We start from the raw sequence: 18907 nt of genomic DNA, 5'->3' as shown, positions 1-18907 counted from the left end.
GTTCCATCCCGAGAGTTTCATCCTGAGAGCTTCATCCCGAGAAGGGAACGCAAGGTGAGAAACTTTCTGCGCCGGGTGTTGCCCCTGACGGTGGCGGGCATCACGATCATCGCCTGCACCGGCACAGGTCTGGCGGCATCGGCCGCCGACAGCGCCTACAAGGTGCTCGTGTTCTCCAAGACGGCCGGATTCCGGCACGACTCGATCGCCGCGGGCATCCAGACCATCCGCGACCTGGGGGCGGCCAACGGCTTCGCCGTCGACGCCACCGAGGACGGCGGCGCGTTCACCGCCGCCAACCTGGGCCAGTACGCCGCGGTGGTCTTCCTCAACACCACCGGCGACGTGCTCGACGCCGGCCAGCAGAGCGCGTTCGAGTCCTACATCGGCTCGGGCAAGGGCTTCGCGGGCGTCCACGCGGCCGCCGACACCGAGTACGGCTGGCCGTTCTACGGCGACCTCGTCGGCGCGTGGTTCGCCTCGCACCCGGCCATCCAGCAGGCCACCGTCAAGGTCGAGGACCGGGCGCACGCGGCGACCGCGCACCTCGGCCAGACCTGGCCCCGCACCGACGAGTGGTACAACTACCGCACCAACCCCCGCTCCAGCGCGCACGTGCTCGCGGCCCTGGACGAGACGTCCTACTCCGGCGGCTCGATGGGCGGCGACCACCCCATCACGTGGTGCAAGGCCACGGGCGGTGGGCGGTCCTTCTACACCGGCGGCGGCCACACCGTCGAGTCGTACGGCGACAGTGCCTTCAGGGCCCAGTTGCTGGGCGGCATCCGGTACGCGGCCGGCCAGACGGAGGCCGACTGCCGGCCGGAGACCGGCTACACCAGGTTGTACGACGGCTCGACGGCCGGCTGGTCCCAGGCCGGCCCCGGCGGGTTCACCAACGCCAACGCCACCCTCACCTCCACCGGCGGCCTGGGCATGCTCTGGTACTCGGCCAGGGAACTGCGCTCCTACTCGCTGAAGCTGGACTGGAAACTGGCCGGCGACGACAACTCCGGCGTGTTCATCGGCTTCCCCGCGAGCGACGACCCGTGGTCGGCGGTCAACAACGGCTACGAGATCCAGATCGACGCGACCGACTCCGCCGACCGCACCACCGGCTCCGTCTACGGGTTCAAGTCGGCCGATCTCGCCGCCCGTGACGCCGCGCTGAACCCGCCGGGAGAGTGGAACACCTACGAGCTGCTGGTCGAGGGCGAGCGGGTGCAGGTCTTCCTCAACGGCTCCAAGATCAACGATTTCACCAACACCGACCCGGCGCGCAGCCTGCAGCAGGGCTACATCGGCATCCAGAACCACGGTGACGGCGACGAGGCCGCCTTCCGCCACATCCGTCTCAAGGAAATCGGCGCGTCGCAGGACAGGACCATCGAGGCCGAGTCCTACAGCGCGGTCAGCGGGGCCTCGCCGTTCAGCAAGACCGGCGCGCACGGCGGCAGGACGCTCGGCTACATCGATCCCGGTGACTGGTCGTCGTACGCGGGCGTCGACCTGACCGGCGTGACGGGGTTCCGGGCGAGGGTCGTCTCCGGCGGGCCTGGCGGCACGATCCAGGTCCGGACCGGCTCGGCCACCGGCCCGATCCTCGGCACGGTGAACGTGCCGAACACCGGCGGATGGGAGACCTTCGCCGATGTGCAGACCGGCCTGACCGGCGTGCCGTCGGGTGCCCAGACGCTGTATCTGACCTATGCGGGGACCGGTGCCGGCCTGTTCGACCTGGACGACTTCACCCTGTCGACCGGCACCCCGCCGGCCCGCACCGGTCCGGTCAGGGGGCTGGCGGGCAAGTGCCTGGACATCAGCGGAGCCGCCACCGCCGACGGGACCAAGGTCCAGCTGTACACCTGCAACGGCACCGGCGCCCAGCAGTGGACGGTCACCGGCCAGATCCTCAAGGCCCTGGGCAAATGCCTGGACGTCTCCGGCGGCGGCAGCGCCAACGGCACCAAGGTCCAACTGTGGACCTGCAACGGCACCGCCGCCCAGAACTGGACCGCCCAACCCGACAGCACCCTGAAGAACCCCAACTCCGGCCGGTGCCTGGACGTCGAAGGCGCCAACCCCGCCGACGGCACCCAGACCATCATCTGGGACTGCGGCAACCAGGCCAACCAGAAATGGACACTGCCGTAGCCGTCACCGGGGACGGACGCCCCGTGGCCGTCGGCGCCGGGCGACGGCCACGGCCGGGCAGGCGGCCACGGCCGTGGAGGCGGTCCCCGGCCCGATAAGCGGTCCTGGCCAGGTAGGCGGTCCCGGCCGGGTAGGCGGCCACAGTCGGGAGGGCCGGTAACCCGGTGGCCGGGCGGTAGCCGTACATGGCACGGTAGGACGATGTCCGATCTCAGCACACTGCCCCGCTCGGTCGCCGAGGCCGTCGCCGCCGAGCGGGACGGCCGGCGGTTGCGCCACCTGTTCTTCTGGGGCCACCGGCCACCGCGTGCCGGCGGTGTCGGGGCCGGATGCCTCAGCCAGTGGTGGGAGGCCGCCTTCACCGTGGACGGGCACGTCTTCCGGTCGGCCGAGCACTACATGATGGCGCACAAGGCGTGGCTGTTCGGCGACGGCGAGACCGCCGCGCGGATCCTCGCGGCCGGGCACCCCGCCGAGGCCAAGAAGCTCGGCCGCGAGGTCCGCGGCTTCGACGAGGCCGCGTGGGACGAGCACCGCTACGAGATCGTGGTGCGCGGCAGCACCGCCAAGTTCGGCGCCCACCCCGAGCTGAAGGACTTCCTGCTCGGCACCCGTGGCCGGGTGCTGGTCGAGGCCAGCCCCGTCGACCGGATCTGGGGCATCGGGCTCACCGCCGACGACGCACGCGCCGCCTCCCCCGCCACCTGGCGGGGCCTGAACCTGCTCGGCTTCGCCCTCATGGACGCCCGCGACGCCCTGGAGGCCCACGGCGCCCCGGAGGCCCGCTACGCCCACGACGCTCCGGAGATCGCACCGGGAAACGCTCCGGAGGCCGCATCGGGAAACAGGGCCGGCCGCGGGCGGTGATCCACCGACCGCGGGTGGCTGGGACAATCTGTCCATGACACAGGAGCCGACGCGCGATCCGCAGAGCGAGGGCGAGAAGCTCGTCGCCGCCGCGCACGCCGGAGACAGGGAGACGGCACGCCGTCTCACCAGTGCGTTCGTCATGGGCGGGCACATCGACGAGGGCCTCCCCCACTGGGAGCGGGCGGCGGCGGCCGGGGACGCCTTCTCCGCCTTCACCCTCGCCCGCTACCGCAAGATCCGCGGAGACCGGCCGGCCGCCGAGCGGCTCTACCGCGGTGCCGCCGAGACCGACGCGGGCTGCGCGTACGGGCTCGGCGTCCTCCTCAGGGAGAACGGCGACCCCGAGGCCGCCCACTGGTTCCGGCGCGGCTGGGAGCTGGGCGACCTCGACTGCAAGATCGAGCTCGGCAAGCTCCTCGCCCGCGAGGGGAAGCTCGACGAGGCGCCGAAGTTCCTGATGAGCGACGCCGACCTCGGTGACATCGCCGTCTTCCGCTGGGTGGAGCTCTTCGAGCGCATCCGCGGCGACTTCGACCGGGTCGACGCCGACCTCGCGGCGGCCGAGCAGGAGGGCGACGCGGAGGCGGCGGCCGAGGCGCTGTATCCGCTGTCCGGCATGGAACGCCACTTCCAGGACTACCCGGGCCTGCTCGACGAGGCCGAGGGCTACTACCGCAGGGCCGCCGCCCTCGGCAGCGCGCCCTCGCTCGTCGACCACGCGATCCGCGTCGAGGAGGTACGGGCCCGGGACCGCTGGCCCGAGGCCCGCGAGCTCCTCCTCCGCGCCCACGGGCAGGGCTACGACGGCGCCGCCTACGTGCTCGGCGTCCTCCACGAGCAGCGCGGCGACCTGGCGGAGGCCGAGCGCTGGTACGCGGACGCGGCCGCCGCCGGTCACGAGTCCGCCCAGTGGAACCTCGGCAACCTGTGCAGACGGCAGCGCCGGCTCGACGAGGCCGAGCTGTGGTTCCGCAGGGCCGGCGAGAGCGGCGAGGACGTGGCGGACCAGCTCGCCACCGTCGCCCGGCTGCGCGAGGAGGACGCCGTCCCCCCCGACCGGGATCTGCGCCGCCTGCCCGAGCTGCGCCGGCAGGCCGAGGCCGGCGACGTGCGGGCCGGATACGCCTACGGGCGGATGCTGCACGCCTGGGGCGGTGCCTCCGCCCGCCACATGGCCGCCTGGTTCAGGCCCGCGGCCGAGGCGGGCGACGCCGAGGCCGCCTTCCGGCTCGGCGAGCTCCACAAGGAGCTGCGCGAGCCCGAAGCGCGCGACCACTGGCACCGCCGCGCCGCCGAGCTCGGCCACCACGAGGCCTGTTTCGCCATGGGCATGCTCTCCCACCACCACAAGGACTGGCAGGAGTCCGAACGCTGGTTCGTGCGCGCGGCCGAGGACGGCATGGGCCTGACCGCGATGTTCGCGGGCAAGCTGAAGGCCCAGCGCGGCGCGTACGCGGAGGCGGAGCCGCTGCTGCGGCATGCCTGGGAGAAGGGACACGACCGCGCGTACGGCGTCGAGACCGCGGGCTACTACGGCATGGTGCTGCACCGCCTCGGCCGGCCCTCCGAGGCGGTGCCGCTGCTGCGGATCGCCGCCGAGCGCTGGCGCGAGGTCAGGCGGCGCTACGACCCGGACGACCTGGAACTGCTCGCCAGGATGGTGGACCCGGGGAAGGAACTCGCCGGGGCCGAGGCCGCCCTGGTCGACGGATAGCCACGGGCCGGCAGCCGGACACGGCCGAAGGCGCCCCCCTCACTCCGCGACCGCCCCGCCCAGATCGAGATCGTCGTCCTGGGCGGTCGGCGGCCGGCCCCGACGCTCCCGCGCCGTGCGGCCGCCGCGCAACCGGACCAGCCAGGCCGGCGCGGAGCCCCCGCCCGGCCCGAGGCGGTAGGCGCCCAGCAGCCAGTCGGCCAGCCGGTCCCGGTCGATGACGATCATGTCCTGCTCGCGGGCCGTCCGTGCGGCCTGCGCGCTGAGACGGTGCGAGGTCACGAAGACGCCCTGATGGTCTCGGTACGGGCGGGCCTGCAGCGCGCCCACGAAGTCGCGCACCGCGCCGGGACCGATCGCCCGCGTGTAGTACTTGCACTGGATCGCGTACGGCCGGCCGCCGGGTGCGACGCCGAGGACGTCCACGCCTCCGTCCCCGGCACCGCCGACGACACGGACCCGGCCGAAGCCGTCGCGCCGCAGCAGCTCGGCCGTCAGCTCCTCGAACCGGCGCGGATCCAGCCGGTCCAGCTCGGCGCGTAGCAACGCGTCCCTGCGGTAGGCCGCACCCATGTGGCGCACCACGAAGGCGGCGGCGGCCAGCAGCACGGCGAGCACGGCGGCGACGCCGAGCAGCGTCGTCCAGACCGATTCCAGGGCCTTGAGCGCCGCGGGCGCCACGACGATGACCGCCAGCGGGACGATCAGCCACAGCGGGCTGATCCCGCTCTTCTTCCGGCTCCGCCGGGTGGTGCGTTTCCGTGCCGGTGGTCTACGCCTCGCCATCGGAGCCTCCAGGAGGAGAACGGGAGAAGACACCGAGTGTGAACGACGGCTCCGACAGAATCCGCCACACCGGTACGGCCACACCGCGCCGTGACGTCCCAGCCGGCCCGCGCCAGTACGGCCACGCCGGTACGGCCACACCGCGCCGTGACGTCCCAGCCGATCCGCCCGGCCGACCTCCCGGAGCCGGTCCACTCAGCCATCCTCCCGAGGCCGGACGGTGAGCTCCTCTCGTCCGAGGCCGATGGCATGACCCGTCCGGTGGCGGGCCCGGGAGGCGGTGAGGGGCCGATCACCGGCCAGCTCACACCGGCCGTGTGGTCCGGACCGATCAGCGGACCGCTGTGGACAGCCGGCGAGACCGCCGTACCGACTGCCGACTGCCGAATGCCGAATGCCGAATGCCGAATGCCGACTTTGGTCGTAGCACGCACGCCCAAAGTTCGATGTGCGCCATCGGCCGGATTCCTACGATCGAGGACATGATCCCGACCGTGGCGCCGACGTCCAGCCGCATCCAGGGAATCGATGCGGTGCGCGGCTTCGCACTGGGCGGCATCCTGGTCGCCAACATCGGTTTCTTCGCCGACCCCGGATACTCCGTCGGCGTCGGCACCATGCCCATCAGCGAAGGGCCTGTCGCCCTCACCGTCAGCACCCTGGTGCTGACGAAGTTCTACGTCATCTTCTCGTTCCTGTTCGGCTATTCCTTCACCCTGCAGATGCGCGCGTGGGGCGAGAAGGTCAGGGTCCGCACGCTCCGCCGCTGCCTCGGCCTGGCCGTCCTGGGCGTGGTGCACGGATTCCTGCTCTGGATCGGCGACATCCTCACCCTCTACGCCGCACTGGGTCTCCTCCTGCTGGCGATGCGCAACCTCCGGCCCAGGACCGCCGTCAAGGCCGGTTGCTGGATCATCGGCGTGACGGCGGTGCTCTGGCTCCTGCTGGCCGGGCTCACCCTGCTCGACCCGGGCGGCGGAGCGGGCCCGGTCCCTGATCCGGCGGCCGCCGCCCGGGCCGAGGCGCTGGTCACCGGAGGGCCGCTGAGCTTCCTGCGGTTCCAGGCCGAGACCTATCCGATGCTCGCGATGTTCGTGTGGATCGGCCAGGGGCCGATGGCGATGGCGCTTTTCCTGTTCGGCCTGGCGGCCGGCAAGTCACGGCTGTTCGAGGAGCCGGAGCGCTGGGCCCACCTGGTCCCCCGGATCCTGTGGCTGGGTTACGGCGTCGGCCTGCCCGGCGCGATCTTCTTCACCTGGTCGTCCCAGGCGTACGGCGCCATGGAGCTGGTCGGCGTGGCGGTCAACAACGTGACCTCGCTGCTGCTGTCTGCCGCCTACGTGGTCACCCTGCTCGAACTGGTCAAGCGCGTCCCGGCGGTCGGCAACGCGCTGGCCCCTGCCGGCATGGTCGCGGCCTCCAACTACATCGGCCAGTCGGTGCTGGCCTGTCTGGTCTTCACCGGATACGGCCTGGCGCTGGCGGGTGAGCTGGCGCCGACAGCGGTGATGGGTGTGGCCGCGGCGATCTACGCGATCCTCCTGACGCTGAGCGCCTGGTGGCTGCGTCACCATCGGCGGGGCCCGGTCGAATGGGGCCTCAGACGCCTCACCTTGCTCTCCGCGACTCCGCCGCGGCCCCGTGGACCGTCATCCGATCCTGCGGCCGGAGCCACCGCCGGCGCGGACGCCGCCCTCGGCCGGCCCGGCCGGGTCGACGATCCCCGGCTGCCGTGACCACTCCGCCGATGTCCGCGGCCGGAGGAACGGGCGGGACCCGGAGCCGGCCGGGCTGCTCCGGGACGCCTACCGGCGGCGCCTGGAGGCTCCGGAACCGGCCGGACCGGCGGCCGGGTAACCGTCCACGTGCGTGAAGGTGCCGCCGATCCGCGGCAGAGCATGATCAGAAATTCACAACAAGATCGAAATATGTCACTCCACCGTTATATACAGCAAATTTCGTCGCCACATAAATTGATCAATGATCCGCCGTCAATAACAGGGAGAACAGATGAATCTCCGACTGAAAATGCTGGCCGGAACCACCCTTCTCGCGTTGGGCGCCCTTACCGCGACCAACTCGGCGAGCGCGAGCGTGACCACAGCCGCCGGCTGCTCCGCGATACCTCCGACCTACATGGATTTCCAGAACAACACGCCCGTACATTCCTGGTACAGCGGGAGCAGCAGCGTAATCGGTTGGATCTCCACCTCTAAGCTCATTGAGGCCTCATGCATCAGCACCGCCGGCATGCAGTGGTGGAAGTTCTCCGTGGGCAGCGGATACGGATATGTCTACGACGGATACCGCGTTTGATCCCGGTCGGCAGGTGAGCATTCCATAAGCTCCCCTTCAGGGGCCCCCGTCTCGGGTCCGGGTCATGTCCCGTGCGATCGCCACGTGAAACGGACCGGCCGCGAGCCCGGTGTGCGGTAGGACCCCGTGGACGGCGGCGTAGGCGCAGCTCATGCCGGTCGCCACACCGGGGATCCGCCCGCGCCGGGCAGACGGAAAGATCACCGATCTCGGAACCGCCCGCGTCGAGGTGGAATACGCTGCCTCCGTACTGCCGGCCCCCTGGCCGGCGGCGACGGCACCGATCCCGGCTGCCCGCGCATCCGTATCAGACCGAGGAGCCTCCCCGTGGAATTCCAGCCGATCGAGCGCAGCGCGCGGGCGTTCCAGCAGACGGTGACCGCAGAGGAGATCCAGGCGATCTGCCACCGTGTCTTCGGCGCCGGAGCCCGTGCCGTCTCCGCCGTCGAACTGGGTCTGGGGATGTACAACACGACCTACCGGATCACCGTGACCGGGCAGGAACGACCGGTGATCCTGCGGGTCGCCCCGGAGCCGGAGCGGCAGTTCCGGTCCGAGCGGCAGCTGATGCGCAACGAGTACGCGAGCGTGCCGTGGCTCGCGGTGATCGCGCCGCTGACGCCGCAGGTGATCGCGGCGGACTGGTCACACGAGGTGATCGGCCGGGACTGGATGGTCCAGAGCCTGCTCGACGGCGTGCCCGCCCCGGACCGCCTCGGCGCCTATCCGCGCTCGGCCTGGCCCGGCTTCTTCCGGCAGATGGGCGCGATCGCCGGAGCGGTGCACGCGGTGCGCGGCCCGCACTTCGGCCCCGTCGCCGGCCCGTCGCACGCCACCTGGGGCCAGGCGGTGATCGCGTCCCTGGAGGACATCGCCGCCGACCTGGACGGTATCGGCCTGGACTCCGCCGACGTGCGCAAGGTGGCGGCCGTGGCCGCCGAGCACCACCCGCTCCTCGACGAGATCACGGAGCCGCGCATGCTCACCGGCGACCTGTGGACCGTCAACGTGATGCTGGACGCCACGGCCCCGGAGCCCGTGATCACCGGGGTCCTGGACATGGACCGCACCTTGTGGGGCGATCCCGCGGCGGACTGGACGATCCGGATGGCGCTGGCCAAGCCCGGCACCGAGCGGGACGCGTTCTGGGACGGCGACGGCTACGGCGCGCTGGACCGCTCCGCCTCCGCGGTGTGGCGCTCGCGGATCTACGAGGCCCGCCATCTCGGGGCCGTCCGCCTGGAGCGCCACCGCCTGGGCAGCGCCGAGGGTGTCCGCGGCACCTACGACGACCTGGCCGCCGTAGTGGCCGAGCTGACCTGACCGCGATGCCGTCCAGCCGCGACAACACTTACAGCGAGACGTGATCGACGGCCGCTCCGGCACTCATTCGGCACAGCGCTGATCCACCGGGGGCCGCCCGGTGCGGCTGCCGCGCCGGAACGTGACGCCCCCGCCGACGTCCGCCCCGGCCGGCGGTCATCCGGCCATGGCGCGCCGGCAGCGGGCCAGTTCCGCGCGCAGGTCACGGCGGAGCGCCCGGTCCAGGCCGGGCTGGGCGAGCGCGTGGGCGAAGTCACGGGCGGCCTCGTCCCACCGTCCCAGCCGCATCAGCGCCGTGCCCCGGTTGTAATGGGGCACCGGCGCCGCCGACAGCGCCACCGCCCGGTCCAGGTCGGCCACGGCGGCGGCCACGTCACCGCGTTCGAACCGGACGGCGGCCCGGTTCGTCCATGCCTCGACCAGCTCCGGATCACCGGCCAGTGCCCGGGTGAGCAGTCCGTCGGCTTCGGCGAGGCCGCCGCGCTCCGAGCGGATCAGCCCGAGGGTGCACAGCAGCGCGGGCTCCTGCGGGGCCAGCGCCAGCCCGGCCCGCGCGTCCGCCTCGGCCGCGTCGAGCGCGCCGCGCTCCACCTGCAGGTTGACCAGGGCGATCCGGGCGTCGAGGTGCCCGGGGTCAACGGCGAGCGCGCGCTCCAGGTCGTCGCGCGCCCGCTCGGAGCGGCCCCGCTCCTGCTGGAGCACGGCCCGGTTGTAGTACGCCTCGGGCAGGTGCGGGCCCAGGCGGATCGCGGTGCCGTAGTCCCTGATCGCGGCCTGGGAGCGACCCGCCGCACGGTGCAGGGCGGCCCGGTCCACGTAGTACTCACAGTTGCCGGGGTCGTGTGCGATCACGGTGTCGAGGTCGGCCAGGGCCTGCGCCGGATCGCCCAGGGCCAGGTGCACCTGCGCCCGGTTGTGACGTAACCGGGCCAGGTCCTGCGGGCGCTCGCCGGGGGCGAGCACCGCCGTCAGCCGGGCCAGCCCGTCGTCGATCAGCCGCAGCGCGCGGGCGGGCTCACCCGCCCTGCTGTCCAGCAGCGCCAGGCCCTGCTCGTAGAAGACGGTGGACAGCACCCGCTGCCGCGGGTCGTTCAGTCCGGCGGCGAGGTGGAGCGCCTGTTCCAGCCAGTGCCGCGCCTGCGCCGCGTCCTGGTCGGCCGCCGACAGGTGCCTGGCGTACAGCATGGCGGTGGCGTACGCGGCCGACATGGTGATCTTCGGGTCGTCAGTGGCGGCGCGCGCCTCGTGGTAGAGGTCGAGCGCTTCGGCGGCGCGGTCCAGCGCCGCCAGTGCGGTGGCCAGGCCGGTGGTGAACGCCCACCAGTGCCGCAGGTCGCCGTCCGGGGTGACCGTGGCGCGCCCGCGCCGGGCGGTCCGGGCCGCGTGGTGGTAGAAGCCGCGGGCCAGGCTCTCGCCCAGAGCCGTACGCATCGCCTCCGGCGCCGGGTCGGCCGCTGCCGGCTCGCGGGCGCCGCCGTCGCGCAGGTCCAGGTGCACCGGGGACGGCCCGATCCGGCGGATCAGCGCGTCCAGCAGCTCGCGGGTGGTCTCGTCGGCCTCGCCGACGTGGTCGAACCGCACCGTGACCGGGTGCCGGAGCGTGTCCGCCCAGGCCGCCACGTACTCCGCCGCGCCGTAGGCCAGACAGGCGGTGCGCCGGGCGGGATGGAACCGGATCGGCTCCTCCTCGGCGGCCGGTCGTGCCGTGCGGTCGAGCCAGGGTGCGATGGCGTGCAGCTCGACCTCATGGCGGGCCGCCAGGCGGGGACGGTCGGCGGCGATCCGGGCCAGGAAGGCCGAGACCCCGGCGTACGGGCCGTGGTCGCGGTGGCAGTCGTAGCCGCCCGGCCCGCCGGTCACGGCCGGGCCGATCGCCGCAGGGGCGGACGCCCGAGAGCGCCCGCCGTGTCGGCAGCTACCAGCACCACTCGATCCAGAGCCGGCGGGCACCGGACATCAGGCGCAGCGCGCTCTTGCGGCGGATGGGCATCTTCTTCATGAGCACCTCCGTGTGATCCACTTCAGGACTGCCCAGAGCATAATCACGATCAACGGAAATATGAAGACTGCTCGCGATCGCAGTGGCGCGGCAGACGATCACGACACCCGCGAACAGCCGGATGCAGCAAGTTCTCATCGCCCCCACGAGGGGCCGCAAAGAGGTGGCCTCGCCCCCGCTCCACGACCGTGGACGGGCACGAACTTCTCCTGGTGGACGCTACGCCGCCGGATGGCCGCGGCACGTGCTCGCCGCTCTAGGCGTCCAGCGCGGCCAGGGTTTCCCGTAGCCAGCCGATCTCGGTCCTGCTGGTCGCGGTGGCGATCGTGAACAGCCCCTTGCGGAACGGGTCGTCGAAGTCGGCGGCCCGCAGGGGCCGGTCGCCCTCCCAGAAGAAGCTGGCCGGTTCGGTGAGGAAGGCCAGCCTGCGTCGGAGCACACCCGCCTGGAGCGTGGGCTCGCCGAGGTGGCGCAGGAATGCCAGCATCGTGAACCAGCGGTTCTCATCGGTGATGAACGGCTCATCCGGTTCGGCGAGCCGCCGCCGCAGCTCGGCGCGCCCGGCGTCGGTGAGGATGAGCACGTGCCTGGGCGCGGCCTGGGCACCGGGCTGCAGGTCGCGTTCGAGCAGGCCGTCGCGCTCCAGGCGTTTGATCGCCGGGTAGAGGGTGCCGTCGGCGATGGGCCGGACGTGGCCGGTCAGGGCGGCGACGCGTTTGCGCAGCTCGTACCCGTGGAGCGGCTCGTCGTAGAGGAACCCCAGGATCGACAGCTCAATCATGCCGCTATGCTACCCCGAAGACTTAGTACATCGATGACTATGTATCTCGGAGGAGATGGTTATGAGGGACGCACAGGTGCTGCCGGACGGGAGCCGCATCCGCTGGGCCGAGGTGGCCGGGCGGGAGCCGGTCCGGGTTTACGTGCACGGGCTGGGCGCGGCGGCGGCGCCGTACTTCCTGGAGGCCGCGAGCCGGCCGGAGCTGGCCGGGCACCGGAGCCTGTTCGTGGACCTGCTGGGGTTCGGGACCAGCGACCGGCCCACCGGGTTCGGCTACACGATGGAGGAGCACGCGGACGCGCTCGCGACCGCGCTGCGGGCGGCGGACGTGCGCGCGGCGCAGGTTGTCGCGCACAGCATGGGTGGGGCGATCGCGGCACACCTGGCCGAGCGGCATCCGCAGCTGGTGGCCGGGCTGGTGCTGGTGGACTCCAATCTGGACCCGATCGAACCCGCGCTGCGGCCGGGCAGTTCGGGCATCGCCACCTACACGGAGGAAGACTTCGTACGGCGCGGCTGGGACGAGACGCTGGCGCGGGTCGGGCCGCATTGGGCGGCCACGATGCGACTTGCCGGACGGGAGGCGCTGTACTGGAGCGCGGTCCACCTCACGCGGGCGAACACGCGGGAGCGGCTGCGGCGGCTGCCGATCCCACGCGCCTACCTCTACCCGGAGGCGGACGGCGAGCCCATCGGGGCGGCCGAGCTGGTGGCCTCCGGGGTACGGCTGATCGCCGTCCCGGACACCGGCCACAACATCATGATCGACAACGTGGAAGGGTTCGCCCGGGAGGTGAGCGGCCTTCTCGTGGGATCGCAAGCGGGTTGACCGTCCCCCCGCTGGGATCGCAAGCGGCTTGGTCGGCCCGCCGTCCCGCCCCGCAGGACCGCGAGCAGGCTGACCGGACCCATCACCCCGCCTCACAGGAGGGCGAGCGAGCAGGCCAACCGCAGACGCTGTGCACAGCAGGAACCGGAGCAGCAGATCGCATTGCCGCGAGCTCTCCAGCGCAATCGCCGGCCACAGTTCGGGCAGCGCCGCGCCTCGGCCACAACCGCCATCATCCGTCGCGGCTCAGGAGCCGAGCGGCAGGCGACCCAAGCCGTTCTTCGCGGTCATGCACTACGCCGGTCTACGTCCCGAGGAAGTCGTCAACCTCCGTACGTTCAACGTCATCCTTTCTACGCCAGATGCATCGCCGGTCAGGATGAGAACGCCCGGCGCCGGATCTCCGACGCGCCCAGGGAGACGTGATCCCGTGGGGAGGCATCGGGAAGAGTCAACCGGAAACGATCGGTGACAGTCGGATACGGCCGGACATGACGAAAGCGCCCCTGACTGTAAATACGCAGGTCAAGGGCGCTTTTCGTATGATCACGAGGGGTAGGGCGGGCGGGACCCGAACCCGCGACCCAGGGATTGTGAGACACGAATACAAAAAACCTGCGACCATGCCGTCTAGCTGCGACAACGCTTATGGCGAGACGTGTCTGAGGGGAGACTTGAACCGTTCGCCTGTCTCCTGCATGGCCAGGTAGAGCCATAGGCGGAGAAGGCCGGCTGGGCCGTTCAGGTGATGCGGCCGGTCCAGTACGAGTCCGCGGCACGGAAGATCGTGAACAGCCCGCTGTCGAAGTACGGGGAGACTCCCGTGTCGTAGCGACCCGTCGCCGTCGGTGTGGGAGACGCCGGTCGTGATGCCGTTGAGGTAGCCGAGGCGCTCGTCGTCGCTGCAGCTCTCGCGAAGTGGCAGAGGTACGCCTCGGATCCTCCCTACGGTGATTACGAGACGGCGGCCGGACGGTTGCGCGTTGCCGTGTATGCGCTCGCTGTCAAGGAACACTACACGCTCTGGTAAAGACTCTGATGATCAGCCGCAAGCATACTGAGCAGGTCGGATCCACCGAACGGGTTTGACGCCGTCAATTTCCAAAGGCTTCTCAGCATAGGGGCAGGGAATGAAAAGAAGTCTCAAGCGATGGGGTGCCCTCGGCGCCGCGGCCGTCTCCCTGGCAGGGGCCATGGTCATCACGGGCGGGGCCACATCGGCGCACGCGGACACCCGGTGCAGCTGGGGCTGGATCTGGATCAACGACAGCTCCGGCGGAGACCCCAAGACGCAGGCCCGCGGCCACTCCCACGACACCGGCAACCACTACGTCCGCGACTACGGATGGGACGCGGTTTCGGGGCAGTACATCTGGAACTGGTGGGCCGACAACGACGGCGGGTCGGACGGTGACACGGCGGACACCTATTTCAGCTCGCGCTGGTGCAGTAACGCCCCGTGGTAGTGGCACTCACGAAGGAGCGAGACCCCGGTCCGTGAAAGCCTCCCCGGCCACGGGGGGGAGGCGTCGAAGAAACGTCGGCGCTCTTCCGTCGCGGACCGTCGCGGACCACGGGCGCGGGTGGGTAAAAGCGCCGGTCCGTCGGCCAGGAAGAGCACCTTGGCAAGACACGTCGTGGCCTTCCCGGTTTTCCCGGGAAGGCCATTGCCTTCCCGGGAGTTTCCGTTCTTGTTCGAAAGGCGTTTCACCTTCGGAAAACCTCGATGTTTGAACGATCCCTCCGGCCGCCCCGGACGGTTGCGGCGCCATGGCGCCCCATTCGCCGGGTTATGCCGTGCGGATCTTCCACACGATGCCGTTGAGGACGCGCCGGTCATCTTTACCGGGTGTAAGGGGCATCCCAGTCCCGAGACACCCCTACCAGTAAGCCTTCAGCCCGGTCTTCCTCCGGTGCCGGCCCGCTGCCGCCACTTCTCCAGGAGCGTCGGCACCTCCAGCCGGAGGAACTCCAGGAACTCCTGGCTCTCCGCCAACCGCGCCGCCGCCCGGCTGCCCGTGCCCGTGCCCGTTACCTCGATCCCGTCGAGCAGGGTCCGTTCCCACTGCCTGAGCAGTGTCTCCTTATGGTTATGGGCGATGCTCTGGCACCACACGTTGCCGCGCATCCGGTAATGATCATGGCGTGCGCCCGGCTCGCACTCCCGGATCATCGGAGCCGTCTGCGCCAGGCAGCGGACGGCGCCCGAGATCGCGGCTGGGCTCACCTGAAGGAACTCGGCTGTCTCGGCGGCGTGCAGCTCACCCTCCTCGGCCACCGGGATCGCGGCCCAGGCACACGCCGGCATCCGGGACATACCGGGCCCGGTCAGGTCGAGGGCGAAGCGCTCGACGGACCGTCGCACCGCCTCCTCGTCACGTCCGGGGCCGGCCACCCCGCGCTCCGCTGACTCTGCCATGTCGATCTCATTCTGCAGCCGACCGTGACAGCGAGTTTATACACTTCTAATTTTTTATTAATTTGTAAAAAATGTGTAGCTTGGGAATGTGATCAGCAACCGCAGCCCCCAGGAAACCATGGACCGCGAAAAGATCACATTCGCCGGTGCTCAGGAGGTCATGACGGCCCACGCGAGCCCGAGGGCCGGCACGACGGACCGAAGTGCCTCGACGTGCCGCGCAGCGTCGTTACGCCCCGCCTGGACGGACTGCCCGCCTCCAGCCGGTCGGCCATGTGGGTGATGGCGCGCCTGCCCGGTTCCCACGATGTGGCCCGCACCCTCCGTTACCGGTTCTGGCATCCACCCCGACGTTCGCCGCCTGGCCACCGCCCGGCCGGCCGCCGGCGCCCACACCACCTCGGTACAGGACGCCGGTGCGGGCAAGACTGCCGTGGTGTCGCCGACCGGGTCCGGCGTCCCCGAGGCGGCAGGACGGCGTCCACTCGTGCCGCCATCGCGAGACCCATTGAAACGCAACCGATGTGTCATGAGAGGTGCTCGATGAACTTCATCGCCTTGCAGAGCACGGACCTACCCCCCGGTCAGCGATTCGACTGGTGGTGCGATCTGATCAGCCATGACGTGGCCCCCACCCGGATCACCAGCGATCACACCGACGACTTCAGGGCCACCGCCGGGGCCGTGGACCTGAACGACCTGAGGATCACCACCATGTCCTTCCCCGCGCTGAGATCGGAGCGCACCCCGGCACTGATCCGCCGCTCCGACCCGGAGATGTACGAACTCACCCTCATCACGGGGGGCGAGATGTGGATCTCTCAGGCGGGCAAGGACGCCAGAATCCATGCCGGGGACCTGGTCATGTGGGACACCTCCCGCCCATATGACGGGCGTGGCCTTGAGGGAACGTCACGGGCGATGATCCTGCACCTGCCGAGAGCCCAGCTGCCCCTGCCCGTGAAGAAGGTCGACGAACTCCTCGCCCGCCGTATGCCCGCGCGTGCCGGTATGGCGGCGATCCTTGCCCATTACCTCAGGAGCCTGGTCCGCCAGACTTCCTCGATGGCGCTTCTGGACGTGAGGCGGCTGGGGACGCTCACTCTGGATCTGGCCATGGCCTTCCTCGCGCACCGCCTGAACGCGCAGGACCGCCTCCCGCTCGAGACCCGGCAGCAGGCGCTGAGGGTGCGCATCCGGGCCTTCGTCGAACACAACCTCGCCGACCCGCACCTGTCTCCCGCCTCCATAGCCGCCCACCACCACATCTCCGTGCGTTACCTGCACCTGCTCTTCCAGCGGCCGGAGACCACCGTAATGGCGTGGATTCGGCAACGCAGGCTGGAGAACTGCCGCGCGGACCTCGCCGACCCCCGTCTGCGAGCGCACTCCATACAGGACATCGCAGCCCGATGGGGGTTCACGCACGCCACGGACTTCAGCCGCTCCTTCCGCCGGGCGTACGGGATGCCCCCCAAGGACTACCGCCACTCCATGCTGGACTCCCCGTGATTCCCGAGGGCTGACGATCTCCCCGAAACTTCGGCACGTATTCGGCACAGCCAACCGCAGAGAGCCGGGGGCAGCCGTGAACAGCCGGACACGACGAAAGCGCCCCTGACTGTAAATACACAGGTCAGGGGCGCTTTTCGTGTGATCACGAGGGGTAGGGCGGGCGGGACTCGAACCCGCGACCCAGGGATTATGAGTCCCCTGCTCTAACCGGCTGAGCTACCGCCCCTCATGCATGCCGTACTGCCGCATTCAACCAAAGGTCCGGCCGGTTCGCACATCCGCCGGGCGGGGCGCGTTCAAGATGTGACCTTCGGCGGCGGAACCGGCGTTCCGGGGAGTCGCTAACCTACGAGGGGACGTTGTTTAGGAGTGTTGGATCATGCGCGTTATTGAAGCTTTTCGTGAGTCGTTCGGCGTGGAGCCGCAGGGGGTGTGGCACGCTCCGGGGCGGGTCAACCTGATCGGCGAGCACACCGACTACAACGACGGGTACGTACTGCCGTTCGCGGTGCCGTGGGGGATCACCGCGGCGGTCACGCCGCGCGAGGACGGCGCCGTCCGGCTGCGGTCGCTCCAGGCGGGCGAGCCGGTGACCGTCGAGAACCTCGACCAGGCCGAGGGCTGGGCGCGCTACGTCATCGGGGTGTTCTGGGTGCTCCGCGAGGCCGGGCATCCGGTCAGGGGCGCGGATCTGGTGATCGACGGGGATGTGCCGCAGGGGGCGGGACTGTCGTCGAGCGCGGCCCTGGAGGTGGTGGTCGGGACGGCGCTCAACGAGCTGTACGGCCTGGGCCTGACGAAGATGGAGATCGCCCTGGCCGCCCAGAAGGCCGAGAACGACTTCGTGGGCATGCCGTGCGGAATCATGGACCAGGCCGCCTCCGCCCTCGGGGAGGAGGGGAAGGCCCTGTTCATGGACTGCCGGAGTCTCGGCACCAGGAACATCCCGTTCGACCTGGCCCAGCACGGTCTCCAACTGCTGATCATCAACACCGGGGTCCACCACGAGCTCGCCGACGGGCAGTACGCCCGGCGCCGTCAGGACTGCGAGAACGCCGCCAAGCACCTGGGGGTGGCCGCGCTGCGCGACGTCACCGACCTGGCGGGCGCCCTGAGCAGGCTCAGCGGCGACGAGCGCAAGCGCACCCAGCACGTGGTGACCGAGAACCACCGGGTCGAGGCGCTGATCGGACTGCTGCGTGCCGGAGCCGTGCGGGAGATCGGGGCCCTGCTGAACGCCTCCCACCTGTCGCTGCGCGACCAGTTCGAGGTGTCCTGCGCCGAGCTGGACGTGGCCGTGGAGTCGGCGGTCCGGGGCGGGGCCAGAGGCGCGCGGATGACCGGCGGCGGGTTCGGCGGGTCGGCGATCGCGCTGGTGGCCGACGACCGGGTGGAGGCCGTACGGGAGTCGGTGACCCGGGCCTACGCCGAACGCGGCTGGGCCGCACCGGAGATCTACCCCGCCACCCCGGCGGCCGGAGCTCGCCGGCTCCACTGAGGGGATTCTGTTATCTTGGTAACATGGTAACAGTCGAGCGCACCCAGACCGGGCTCCGGATCGAGAAGAACGTCCTGAAGGTCCTCAAGGGCCTCGCCGAATATCTGGACATGTCCCTCGGCGACCTCGTCGAGGGCATCGTCCTGCACTCCTTCGAGGGCAAGGCCCCCTTCTCCCCCGAGACCATGGCGAAGATCGATCAGCTCAAGGCCGTCTACGGGCTGACCCTGACCTCCGCCGACGCGCACCGACTGGAGGAGGGGCGATGAGGCTCACCGGCACGCTCACCGTCGGCCTCCCGCCACGCGAGGCTTTCCGCCTGTTCACCGCGCGTGGCGAGCGGGACTGGGCGGCGGGCTGGGAGCCGCGGTTCCCGGTCCCGGTCGACGACGACACCGTGCCCGGCACCGTCTTCGAGACCGACGCCGACGGGCGGACCACCACCTGGATCGTCACCGGCCGCGACGAGGGCGTGAGCATCTCCTACGCCCGCCTCACCCCCGGCCACCGGGCGGGGACCGTGACGGTCGCCCTGACGGGCGGCGAGGGAGGGAGCGAGGTGACGGTCACCTACGACCTCACCCCGCTCACCGGCGAGGCCGCCCGGGAACTGGCGGAGTTCGCCGACGGCTACCCCGCCTTCCTCCGGTCGTGGCAGGAGGCGATCGAGAGCCTGCCACGCGGCACCTGACAGCCCCCGACC

Annotated in this window: 16 protein-coding genes and 1 tRNA gene; 12 read left to right on the top strand and 5 right to left on the bottom strand. The window is 70.7% G+C overall.

Features of this window, described 5'->3' with window-relative positions; all coding sequences use genetic code 11:
• Window positions 1-54: 54 nt before the first annotated feature.
• From ACWDS7_RS10030 to ACWDS7_RS10020, 3 genes are all read left to right on the top strand, one after another.
• On the top strand, window positions 55-2154 hold the full coding sequence (locus ACWDS7_RS10030) for a ThuA domain-containing protein (RefSeq protein ID WP_451928948.1): 2100 nt from the start codon (window positions 55-57) through the stop codon (window positions 2152-2154).
• Window positions 2155-2355: 201 nt separating this feature from the next.
• Window positions 2356-3021 (top strand): NADAR family protein, encoded by a 666-nt coding sequence (locus ACWDS7_RS10025; RefSeq protein WP_451928947.1) that lies wholly within the window; start codon window positions 2356-2358, stop codon window positions 3019-3021.
• Window positions 3022-3055: 34 nt separating this feature from the next.
• Window positions 3056-4738 (top strand): SEL1-like repeat protein, encoded by a 1683-nt coding sequence (locus ACWDS7_RS10020; protein WP_451928946.1) that lies wholly within the window; start codon window positions 3056-3058, stop codon window positions 4736-4738.
• Between the two features lie 39 nt (window positions 4739-4777).
• Here the strand turns inward: ACWDS7_RS10020 and ACWDS7_RS10015 are convergent, their stop codons facing one another.
• Window positions 4778-5524: a restriction endonuclease gene (locus ACWDS7_RS10015; protein ID WP_451928945.1), complete on the bottom strand. Its 747-nt coding sequence runs from the start codon at window positions 5522-5524 to the stop codon at window positions 4778-4780.
• Between the two features lie 482 nt (window positions 5525-6006).
• Between ACWDS7_RS10015 and ACWDS7_RS10010 the strand changes: the two genes are divergently transcribed.
• From ACWDS7_RS10010 to ACWDS7_RS10000, 3 genes are all read left to right on the top strand, one after another.
• The gene (locus ACWDS7_RS10010; protein WP_451928944.1) at window positions 6007-7260 is read left to right on the top strand and encodes a DUF418 domain-containing protein; all 1254 of its coding nucleotides are present in this window, start codon (window positions 6007-6009) and stop codon (window positions 7258-7260) included.
• Between the two features lie 274 nt (window positions 7261-7534).
• Complete coding sequence (locus tag ACWDS7_RS10005) at window positions 7535-7840, top strand: hypothetical protein (RefSeq protein ID WP_451928943.1); 306 nt, start codon at window positions 7535-7537, stop codon at window positions 7838-7840.
• Between the two features lie 327 nt (window positions 7841-8167).
• On the top strand, window positions 8168-9163 hold the full coding sequence (locus ACWDS7_RS10000; RefSeq protein WP_451928942.1) for a phosphotransferase family protein: 996 nt from the start codon (window positions 8168-8170) through the stop codon (window positions 9161-9163).
• A gap of 156 nt (window positions 9164-9319) precedes the next feature.
• Here ACWDS7_RS10000 and ACWDS7_RS09995 read toward each other — a convergent pair whose 3' ends face one another.
• On the bottom strand, window positions 9320-11023 hold the full coding sequence (locus tag ACWDS7_RS09995; RefSeq protein ID WP_451928941.1) for a tetratricopeptide repeat protein: 1704 nt from the start codon (window positions 11021-11023) through the stop codon (window positions 9320-9322).
• Between the two features lie 395 nt (window positions 11024-11418).
• Window positions 11419-11943, bottom strand: coding sequence for a PadR family transcriptional regulator (locus ACWDS7_RS09990; protein ID WP_451928940.1), 525 nt, complete (start codon window positions 11941-11943; stop codon window positions 11419-11421).
• A 61-nt stretch (window positions 11944-12004) separates the two neighbouring features.
• Between ACWDS7_RS09990 and ACWDS7_RS09985 the strand changes: the two genes are divergently transcribed.
• Together ACWDS7_RS09985 and ACWDS7_RS09980 are read left to right on the top strand one after the other, a co-directional pair.
• Window positions 12005-12772 (top strand): alpha/beta fold hydrolase, encoded by a 768-nt coding sequence (locus ACWDS7_RS09985; protein ID WP_451928939.1) that lies wholly within the window; start codon window positions 12005-12007, stop codon window positions 12770-12772.
• Between the two features lie 1130 nt (window positions 12773-13902).
• Window positions 13903-14238: a hypothetical protein gene (locus tag ACWDS7_RS09980; RefSeq protein WP_306857254.1), complete on the top strand. Its 336-nt coding sequence runs from the start codon at window positions 13903-13905 to the stop codon at window positions 14236-14238.
• A 428-nt stretch (window positions 14239-14666) separates the two neighbouring features.
• Here ACWDS7_RS09980 and ACWDS7_RS09975 read toward each other — a convergent pair whose 3' ends face one another.
• Complete coding sequence (locus ACWDS7_RS09975; protein ID WP_451928938.1) at window positions 14667-15191, bottom strand: GbsR/MarR family transcriptional regulator; 525 nt, start codon at window positions 15189-15191, stop codon at window positions 14667-14669.
• Window positions 15192-15734: 543 nt separating this feature from the next.
• Here ACWDS7_RS09975 and ACWDS7_RS09970 point away from each other — a divergent pair.
• Window positions 15735-16703 carry an AraC-like ligand-binding domain-containing protein gene (locus ACWDS7_RS09970; RefSeq protein WP_451928937.1) on the top strand — a complete coding sequence of 323 codons (969 nt, stop codon included), beginning with the start codon at window positions 15735-15737 and terminating at the stop codon, window positions 16701-16703.
• 155 nt (window positions 16704-16858) lie between these two features.
• Here ACWDS7_RS09970 and ACWDS7_RS09965 read toward each other — a convergent pair.
• A tRNA-Ile gene (locus ACWDS7_RS09965) sits at window positions 16859-16932 on the bottom strand.
• A 153-nt stretch (window positions 16933-17085) separates the two neighbouring features.
• On the opposite strand from ACWDS7_RS09965, the gene galK reads away from it, so the two are divergent.
• Genes galK through ACWDS7_RS09950 form a run of 3 tightly spaced genes read left to right on the top strand, consistent with a single transcriptional unit; the run spans window position 17086 to window position 18895 of the window.
• Window positions 17086-18204 (top strand): galactokinase, encoded by a 1119-nt coding sequence (galK, locus tag ACWDS7_RS09960; protein WP_451928936.1) that lies wholly within the window; start codon window positions 17086-17088, stop codon window positions 18202-18204.
• 23 nt (window positions 18205-18227) lie between these two features.
• Window positions 18228-18473: a hypothetical protein gene (locus tag ACWDS7_RS09955; RefSeq protein ID WP_306857250.1), complete on the top strand. Its 246-nt coding sequence runs from the start codon at window positions 18228-18230 to the stop codon at window positions 18471-18473.
• Window positions 18470-18895, top strand: coding sequence for an SRPBCC family protein (locus ACWDS7_RS09950; protein WP_451928935.1), 426 nt, complete (start codon window positions 18470-18472; stop codon window positions 18893-18895). The genes ACWDS7_RS09955 and ACWDS7_RS09950 overlap by 4 nt, the downstream gene beginning before the upstream one ends.
• Window positions 18896-18907 lie beyond the last annotated feature (12 nt).

The organism is Streptosporangium sp. NPDC003464, assembly GCF_053588315.1.
This window is presented reverse-complemented; position numbering and strand designations above follow the sequence as displayed.

Bases quoted from the DNA above. Each gene is read 5' to 3' on its own strand.
- ACWDS7_RS10010 (WP_451928944.1), top strand. From the start codon at position 6,007: ATGATCCCGACCGTGGCGCCGACGTCCAGCCGCATCCAGGGAATCGAT.
- ACWDS7_RS09955 (WP_306857250.1), top strand. From the start codon at position 18,228: ATGGTAACAGTCGAGCGCACCCAGACCGGGCTCCGGATCGAGAAGAAC.
- ACWDS7_RS10020 (WP_451928946.1), top strand. From the start codon at position 3,056: ATGACACAGGAGCCGACGCGCGATCCGCAGAGCGAGGGCGAGAAGCTC.
- ACWDS7_RS10015 (WP_451928945.1), bottom strand. From the start codon at position 5,524: ATGGCGAGGCGTAGACCACCGGCACGGAAACGCACCACCCGGCGGAGC.
- ACWDS7_RS09985 (WP_451928939.1), top strand. From the start codon at position 12,005: ATGAGGGACGCACAGGTGCTGCCGGACGGGAGCCGCATCCGCTGGGCC.
- ACWDS7_RS09990 (WP_451928940.1), bottom strand. From the start codon at position 11,943: ATGATTGAGCTGTCGATCCTGGGGTTCCTCTACGACGAGCCGCTCCAC.
- ACWDS7_RS09950 (WP_451928935.1), top strand. From the start codon at position 18,470: ATGAGGCTCACCGGCACGCTCACCGTCGGCCTCCCGCCACGCGAGGCT.
- ACWDS7_RS09980 (WP_306857254.1), top strand. From the start codon at position 13,903: ATGAAAAGAAGTCTCAAGCGATGGGGTGCCCTCGGCGCCGCGGCCGTC.
- galK (WP_451928936.1), top strand. From the start codon at position 17,086: ATGCGCGTTATTGAAGCTTTTCGTGAGTCGTTCGGCGTGGAGCCGCAG.
- ACWDS7_RS09970 (WP_451928937.1), top strand. From the start codon at position 15,735: ATGAACTTCATCGCCTTGCAGAGCACGGACCTACCCCCCGGTCAGCGA.
- ACWDS7_RS10025 (WP_451928947.1), top strand. From the start codon at position 2,356: ATGTCCGATCTCAGCACACTGCCCCGCTCGGTCGCCGAGGCCGTCGCC.
- ACWDS7_RS10005 (WP_451928943.1), top strand. From the start codon at position 7,535: ATGAATCTCCGACTGAAAATGCTGGCCGGAACCACCCTTCTCGCGTTG.
- ACWDS7_RS09975 (WP_451928938.1), bottom strand. From the start codon at position 15,191: ATGGCAGAGTCAGCGGAGCGCGGGGTGGCCGGCCCCGGACGTGACGAG.